Genomic DNA, 7,007 nt, shown 5'->3' with positions numbered 1-7,007 from the left:
CTTCTTTGAGGGCGTTAATTCCGAGATCTTTCCCTTCATACGGTTTGACGAGTTCGGAGAGAGTTTCGGAACTGAATGCGGTGTTCCCGCTGAATTTAAACGCTTTTACAAATGTTTTTACATCATCTTTGGCAGAGAGTGGTGCTTTATACTCCCCTGCTCCGACGGAGGGGAGAGCTTTGGGTGATTAAGGAAGTTTAGGCTGTTCTACCTGACGGAGAATATCTCCCGTGTTGATCGGCACAGCGGGTACTGCATACAATGCTACGGATGTAATAAGCGATAGTGTTAATAGTTTTTTTCTCATAATGATTCCTTATTTGTTAGTAGCTTGCTTACTGTTGTCGACAACATAGAATTCTTGGCTTACACCTGAGGGGAGATTAAGTCCGCCGTTAACAAGAGAGACTAGACTGTCATTTGCTAACGGTACACGGATTTCTGAAATACCTCCCTGCGTTCCAGACGCTTTTTGTAAATCTTCCATGCTTACAGTTTGTACCGGAGCATTACCATCCGTCGTACCGACAAGCTCATACGATACACCCGTATTTGAAGATTGAGGCATAATGGTTTGGAGTAATTCGTTTGTTTGTGTTTGAGCCGGAGGCGGTGGCGGTGTTTGACGAGAAACCACAATGACTGGTGGAGGTGGTGTTACCGTCGCTTGATTCACGATAGTCGTAACCACGTTGTTCACTTGTTGTTGCGGAACTACTGGCGTAGGGGCTTCAGGGGTTGGTGTCGGCGTTGGATCAGGTGTTGGGGTCGGCGTTGGATCAGGTGTTGGGGTTGGTGTTACCCCAGCCGATTGTCCTACTTGACTAACCGCTTCACTCAAATGAGAAACCGGAGCTGCCGCATAATACCATGTTACACTGCCTGTCGCTTGGTCTGGAAATGTTCCAAGATTGAGATAAAGTGCATAAGAACCATCTGCTGAACTCTGCGAATAATTAGGCATATTTGTTGGATTAACATTTGTAATATATTCCCATCCATATCCTTCACCGACGATAGTATTTGTACCATCAGTAGTTGAATAAAATAAAACTGCAGCTCCATTATTACTATTAAGAGGATTTTCGGAAACAATCAGCGCTTTAGCACTGTCTGATGTTTGATCGGACACTGCTACAAACCCACTTCCTCCAATATTTCCTCGTGTTTTGTAATTCCAATCCATTCCAGCAACAAAATCATCTTGTGTTCCGATCCATAATCGTGCATTTGAAATAGATGCACCCGTATTATTGGTAATAGAAGTTATCGCTTTAACAAAGTTAGTTCCGCTATCAAGGGTATAAGACTGTGTTACAGGAAGAGTACCAGCTGTAGTCGTAACGTCCATACTAGCAGTCACGGTACCGGTTTTTTCGAAATATTTCGCAACATTGATAGAAAGATTAGAAACAGCTGAATTTAGGTTTCCGGAAGCTGTGTCATACAAACTTCCACCATTATATCCACTACCATTGACACCAATCATAAAATCAAGCGGATAAGTTGCAAATGTCAGTTGATACCACCCATTTCTTCCATTCGTCACATTATCATAATACCAAGGTTGCAGTAAAGATCCCATAGAGTCAATAGAAGCTTCCGTTCCGTTTCCAAATCGAAGATAGCCGTTATCTAACACAAGATTTGTTTCCGTTCCACTACTCCCTTTTTTCCATGTAAATGCCGAAGCGTTGGGAATCAACACATTAATTCCATCAGCAACAGTATATCGGTTTGTGCCACCATTGGCTGTAGATTGTCCATAATATAACGCCAAAGACCCTGATCCAGTTGCCGTTAAATCGGCATTAATCAGAATATTTCCTCCTGAGTTCAGGATTAGTTTATGTGCATTCCAACTTACAGCGTCATTAATAGTGATAGTATTGTCAGCTTGAATCGTAATGTTTGTCCCTAATAGTCTTGATGCCAATGCCGCACCCGTTTCATCTCCACCACTAGCTGCAACTGTATATGTTGCTGGGTCAATCAGCCACATACCGATTTCACCATTAGTAGCCATTGTCGTAATACGGGCATCGTTGAAAACATTTACTTTTTTTCCTGATGTTTCAATGAAGCCTCCATTACCACGATTAGGTGCTGAAGCATCAATAATACCTCCGACATTTGCCGTTCCACCATGAGCGTAAAGAACAACTTTCCCTGTAAGATCATTCAGCGTTTGTGCTTCGATGACTCCGGTGTTGTTGACCATCCCATCGAGAATCGTATTGAGCGCTTGGGTGGTGAGATAAACTTGACCACCGTCGGCTTTGATAAGTCCTTTATTCTCTACGAGAGCGTTAAGGGTTCCTTTATCAATCGTGAGTTTAACGAGAGAGTTACCGTTTAGGTTGAGGCTAATCTTCTCACCGGATGCCATTTGGACATTCCCCATCGTTGCTACGATGGTTCCCTCATTGGCTACATGTTTACCCATCATCGCCACATAGCCGCCCTGAGCTGTGGTGATGGTTCCCATGTTGATAATAGAGTTTTGAGAGTTACCTTCGAATACGTAGTTTCCTGCTTGGAAGTTTGTATCCGTGATATTTAACGTTGAAGCGACTAGTCCTCCGACATTAACTTGAGAACCATTGGCGAAGAGTACTCCATTAGGATTGAGGAGAAATACTTGACCGTTTGCATTCATCGCCCCTTGGATAAGAGACGATGTTGTTCCTACTACACGGTTAAGAGTAACCGATTGAGATGATGGTTGAACGAAATTGACCGTCTCAGAAGGCGCAATACTAAAACTGTTCCAGTTGATGGAGGCTTTATTACTCGATTGGTTAATGGTGGTTATAGAACCATTCTGAATGATAGAAGCGCTACCGCTTGTGACTTGCCCACTGGTCGGTGAAGCAAAGCTCATGGTGCTTCCAGCAATCAATGCCGATACGACTAGGGAGATTTTTCCCCCTTTGAGAATCCGGAAACGGGAGCTAAAATCAGGAGTATACTTCATAATTTCATCCTTTGCAAAAGTATTTAATAATGTATTTTATTATTTCAATGTTGCAATAGCGTCGCAATAAAAAATTTCTTTTGCGATATAGATGCGATCTGAATGTGTTAAAGTGCTGTGATAAAAATTGTTATATTATGGATAGGCTACATGGCAGAACGTCTCGAACGGCTCAAAGACAAATCGATCCTTTTTTTAGAAGACAACCTCGAATTCGCAAAAAATACCATCGTACTGTTTGACGTCTTTGTCAAAAATGTTTACCATGCCGCTACGATTCAAGAAGCCGAAACTTTATTGCAGAATTTTCCAATCGATATTATCATCAGTGATATCAAGCTCAAAAAAGAGAACGGACTGGATTTTATTCAAAATTTACGAAAAGGCAACACCCACACTCCGATCATCGTTTTATCGGGACACAAAGATGAAGATTTTTTATTTCAGGCGATTCCGCTAAAGCTGACCGCGTATCTCCTTAAACCGATCAAATACGACGAACTGATAAATGCACTTCGCCTGTGCAGCGAAGCGATCTTTTTAAATCAAAACCCGCAAATCGCCCTTAAAGAGAATTGGCTTTTTAATATCGAAACCAAAACACTCGAACAAGAGGGAAAAGCGTTTGTCCTTAATAAAAAAGAGGCCCTCTTTATAGAGCTTATAGCGCACAACCGTGACCGAATCATTACCAAAGAGATGATTCACGCTTCGGTATGGGAATTTGAGGAGATGAGCGATTCGGCTGTAACGAACTTTATCCTTCGTATTCGAAGGCGTTTTGGAAAAACTTTTATCTATACCATCCCCGATTTAGGGTATCGCTTTAAACTCTAACTAAGATCAACCGTACAATCATCAACATCACATGCATTAGCATATCTCTTTTTGAGAGTTTCAGCATAAAGTTTGTATTTCATATCTTCGATAACAATATGATCGATTAACGCCTTTTTAATAATAAATTTGAGTTTTGTCCGAATCATCGCCAATGTCGGTGAATTGGTCACCGAAGTATTCACAAACTCGATAATCTCACGGTGTAGTTTTCGGTGATTTTCGTATTCCGGAAAACCAATCCGCTGCATATAAACTTCTTCATCATTAAAATGCTCGTTCATATAACGGCTTAACTCTCCTAAAATCGCCTTCAGTTCCTCTTTGGTCGAAGTGAGCGCATCAAGATTTGCGATCTGAGCAACTATCTCAAAAAGATATTGGTGCTGTTCATCGATTTGACTGATCCCTAAACGATACTCTTCGTTCCATTCCAATCCTGTTGCCATACTCTTTTTCCCTCACTTAAAAATCTTGTTTATTATTCCGTATCGGTATCGCAAACTTATCGTAAAACAACTGTTGCGCATAAACCGCTGTCCGTATTGTTCAATTCCAGCCGAGCACCGTATTTACTCGCAATCTCCTGACACATCTGATGTCCAAGACCGCTGTACTCTATCGACTGATCCATTCCGCCGCCGTTATCACAAAAATTTATCTCTACCGTATTCAGCTTTACATGTATTGTAGGGTTGATAATATTTCGCTCTGAAAGGACTTGCACCGAATTATTCAAGAGGTTTAGCCAAATCTGCATCCATTCGTTTTTAATACCGTTGAACATTACATCATCCCCTGTAATCACAATAGTGACTCCATGATCGATGAGCTTGGTTTCTATAATCGAGAGCGAATGTTCTATCGACTCTTTAGCGGAAAAATCACTTTTTACACTGCTTTGTTTGTAAAACTCTAAAAAGTTCTGCATCGTGTGGGACATAAAATCGATCGTATTTTCAACTTTCTGCGCCTGTTCTAAAAGCCACTCTTTTTCTATCGGCTGTCCCATTTTAATTTTGGCAATGGTTAAAAGATTTACGGAGCTAAGTTTGGAGAGGGGTTCACGCCACTGATGAGAAATATTGGCAATCAAGTTGCCGATTTCAGCCTGTTTTGTTTTTTGATACAGCTGCTCTTTAATCCGAAGGTTTTTTGCCACTTCCGAATATACTCTTTTGCGGAGCAAATAATTCCAGAGAATAAATAAGCCTATTGTCCCGAACAACCCTCCAACAATCCAAATCACCGTTTTATAATCGATCCCTTTTTTGACAACAAGCCCGGTATGTTTATTGATAATAGCTTCTCTTTCAATGGGGGTAATCGCTCGAATCCCTTTATCCAAAATATCCCGTAAAATTTTCTCATCCTGAAGTACGCCGATACGGAGGTGATTCTCATATCCTTGAGGCTGCCCGGAAATTTTCAGATTGAACCATCCCTCTTTTTTGATGATATAGGCCGCTACAATCAGAGAACGGACGGTCATATCGGCTTTTTTTTCCGAAACCATCTCCATCGCATCGGCTTCGGAGACGACCGGTGTAAATTTCAAATTAGAAAACTCTTTGCTCATATGTTCAAGCACTGCGGTTCCGGCCGGAAGGGCTACCCGTTCCTGATCCAATCCGTGCAAATCGGCAATAAAAGGGTGCTCTTCTCTCGTAATCAAAATATTGGGATCAGAAAGGAGCGGTTGGGTAAAAATAAGCCATTTCTCCCTCTCTGGGGTTTGATTGACGAAACTGAGGATATCACATTGTTTGGTTTTAGAAAGATGTAGCGTCTCTTCCCATGTCGAGGTTTTCTTAAGTGAGATTTTAACCCCTGTACGCTTTGCTACCAACTGTATTAGATCAGCGGCAATTCCGACATGTTCTCCGTTCTCATTGATGACTTCAAACGGTTCCCAATCGGGATCGACGCACATGGTGATCTCTTTTTTTTGATTCAGATACGTTTGTTCCTCTTTGGTGAGATGAACATCTATCTCGCCCGCGCCAATCGGACTTACCATGAGACATAGCAACAATACGGCAAAAATAGTCATTCTCACAAAATTTCCTCACTTTTTACTAAAATTATTGTACTCAAAAACGATATGTTGTCGAAAGGGTCAGCATGTCATCCGCATATCGGTAATTATCCGACTGCCGCAGTTCATACTGTACTTTTAGGCTAAAAGCATCGTATATTTTAGCTTTATACACAAGATTGATGAGATGGATATCGCTATGGGGCATAATGGATTCATCCAAATCGATCAACGAATATCCTCCAATCAATGTCTGCTTCGCTAATCCCAGTTTCGCCAAATCGTACTTTAAACTTATTTTGCCCATTCGGCTTTTGGCGAGAGCAGATACCGTCCCATCCTGTGCAAACATATAAGGGATCGCAACGTATTCTGGATATCCGCCCCAGTTTCCAAAAGCGGTAATTGTTTTTGCATCGCCTGTAAAAAGATTGTAGGCCAAAGAAGCGGTAAGGCCTAACTCTTTGTTTTCCAAAGAGAGTTTGGTTCCAAACAGTTCATACGATCCGTTAAGTCCAAGATTTTGAAGAAAATTTTTAAAACGCCCCGTTTCTCGTACACCGTATCCCTGAATTTCCACTATTGCATTCAAATTCTCGTTCAGGGGATAAGGATAGGCCATATCAACATAAAACTCATCGAGGACATCCTTGCAGTAATAATTCCACCCTTGTATTTTGACACCGCTTTCATATACGATTCCGCTCATCAAAACTCCCTGATCGCCGGAGATTCTCGATATATCCAATGTATCGCCGCCATTCGAGTCAACCGTATTTATGTCACTCATAGCCAAAGAGGTATACGTTTGCTGTGACATGCTCTCAAAATGTTTAAAACTTACCAACCCATCCAATCCCGACATTTTCGTAATGTAAGAGAGGGTAATTGCAGTATTTTCAATATTTTTGTTTGTGTAGGTATATGCTTCGAAAAGGTTAGGAATGATTCGATAATCATACGTAGAGACGATAGGGGTATCAATCTCTTGCCGTCCAAAGAGAAGGGTTGAATCACCGCGCTTATACTCTAAAGCAGCTTCACCGAGAATCGAATACGGCCTCTTGTCCACATCGAACATATACGCATCGGTTTTGCGTGGATTAGAACTCCGAAGTCCAAAATCGGTTGTAAGATAATAGGCTACATTAACTT

At 41.5% G+C, this 7,007-nt stretch carries 5 protein-coding genes and 1 pseudogene; 1 reads left to right on the top strand and 5 read right to left on the bottom strand.

Features of this window, described 5'->3' with window-relative positions; all coding sequences use genetic code 11:
- A pseudogene (locus Q0C19_RS11855) lies at positions 1-61 on the bottom strand (hypothetical protein); the annotation flags it as partial.
- A 255-nt stretch (positions 62-316) separates the two neighbouring features.
- The gene (locus Q0C19_RS09935; RefSeq protein ID WP_295055579.1) at positions 317-2,977 is read right to left on the bottom strand and encodes a filamentous hemagglutinin N-terminal domain-containing protein; all 2,661 of its coding nucleotides are present in this window, start codon (positions 2,975-2,977) and stop codon (positions 317-319) included.
- A 150-nt stretch (positions 2,978-3,127) separates the two neighbouring features.
- Here Q0C19_RS09935 and Q0C19_RS09930 point away from each other — a divergent pair, with 150 nt between their 5' ends.
- Complete coding sequence (locus tag Q0C19_RS09930) at positions 3,128-3,814, top strand: response regulator transcription factor (protein WP_295055577.1); 687 nt, start codon at positions 3,128-3,130, stop codon at positions 3,812-3,814.
- Here Q0C19_RS09930 and Q0C19_RS09925 read toward each other — a convergent pair.
- The 3 genes from Q0C19_RS09925 to Q0C19_RS09915 form a co-directional block, all read right to left on the bottom strand.
- The gene (locus Q0C19_RS09925; protein WP_295055575.1) at positions 3,811-4,263 is read right to left on the bottom strand and encodes a bacteriohemerythrin; all 453 of its coding nucleotides are present in this window, start codon (positions 4,261-4,263) and stop codon (positions 3,811-3,813) included. The genes Q0C19_RS09930 and Q0C19_RS09925 overlap by 4 nt on opposite strands.
- A 56-nt stretch (positions 4,264-4,319) precedes the next feature.
- Positions 4,320-5,867: a transporter substrate-binding domain-containing protein gene (locus Q0C19_RS09920; RefSeq protein ID WP_295055583.1), complete on the bottom strand. Its 1,548-nt coding sequence runs from the start codon at positions 5,865-5,867 to the stop codon at positions 4,320-4,322.
- Positions 5,868-5,907: 40 nt separating this feature from the next.
- Positions 5,908-7,007 (bottom strand): OprD family outer membrane porin (locus Q0C19_RS09915; RefSeq protein ID WP_295055573.1); only part of this gene is annotated, 1,100 nt, incomplete at its 5' end.

The organism is Sulfuricurvum sp. (genome assembly GCF_023250475.1).
Lineage (GTDB): Bacteria > Campylobacterota > Campylobacteria > Campylobacterales > Sulfurimonadaceae > Sulfuricurvum.
The sequence above is the reverse complement of the archived record's forward strand: the minus strand, read 5'-3'. Positions and strand labels throughout refer to the sequence as shown.

Excerpts from the sequence above, each read along its gene's own strand:
- Q0C19_RS09935 (WP_295055579.1), bottom strand. The coding sequence starts at position 2,977 with ATGAAGTATACTCCTGATTTTAGCTCCCGTTTCCGGATTCTCAAAGGG.
- Q0C19_RS09930 (WP_295055577.1), top strand. The coding sequence starts at position 3,128 with ATGGCAGAACGTCTCGAACGGCTCAAAGACAAATCGATCCTTTTTTTA.
- Q0C19_RS09925 (WP_295055575.1), bottom strand. The coding sequence starts at position 4,263 with ATGGCAACAGGATTGGAATGGAACGAAGAGTATCGTTTAGGGATCAGT.
- Q0C19_RS09920 (WP_295055583.1), bottom strand. The coding sequence starts at position 5,867 with ATGACTATTTTTGCCGTATTGTTGCTATGTCTCATGGTAAGTCCGATT.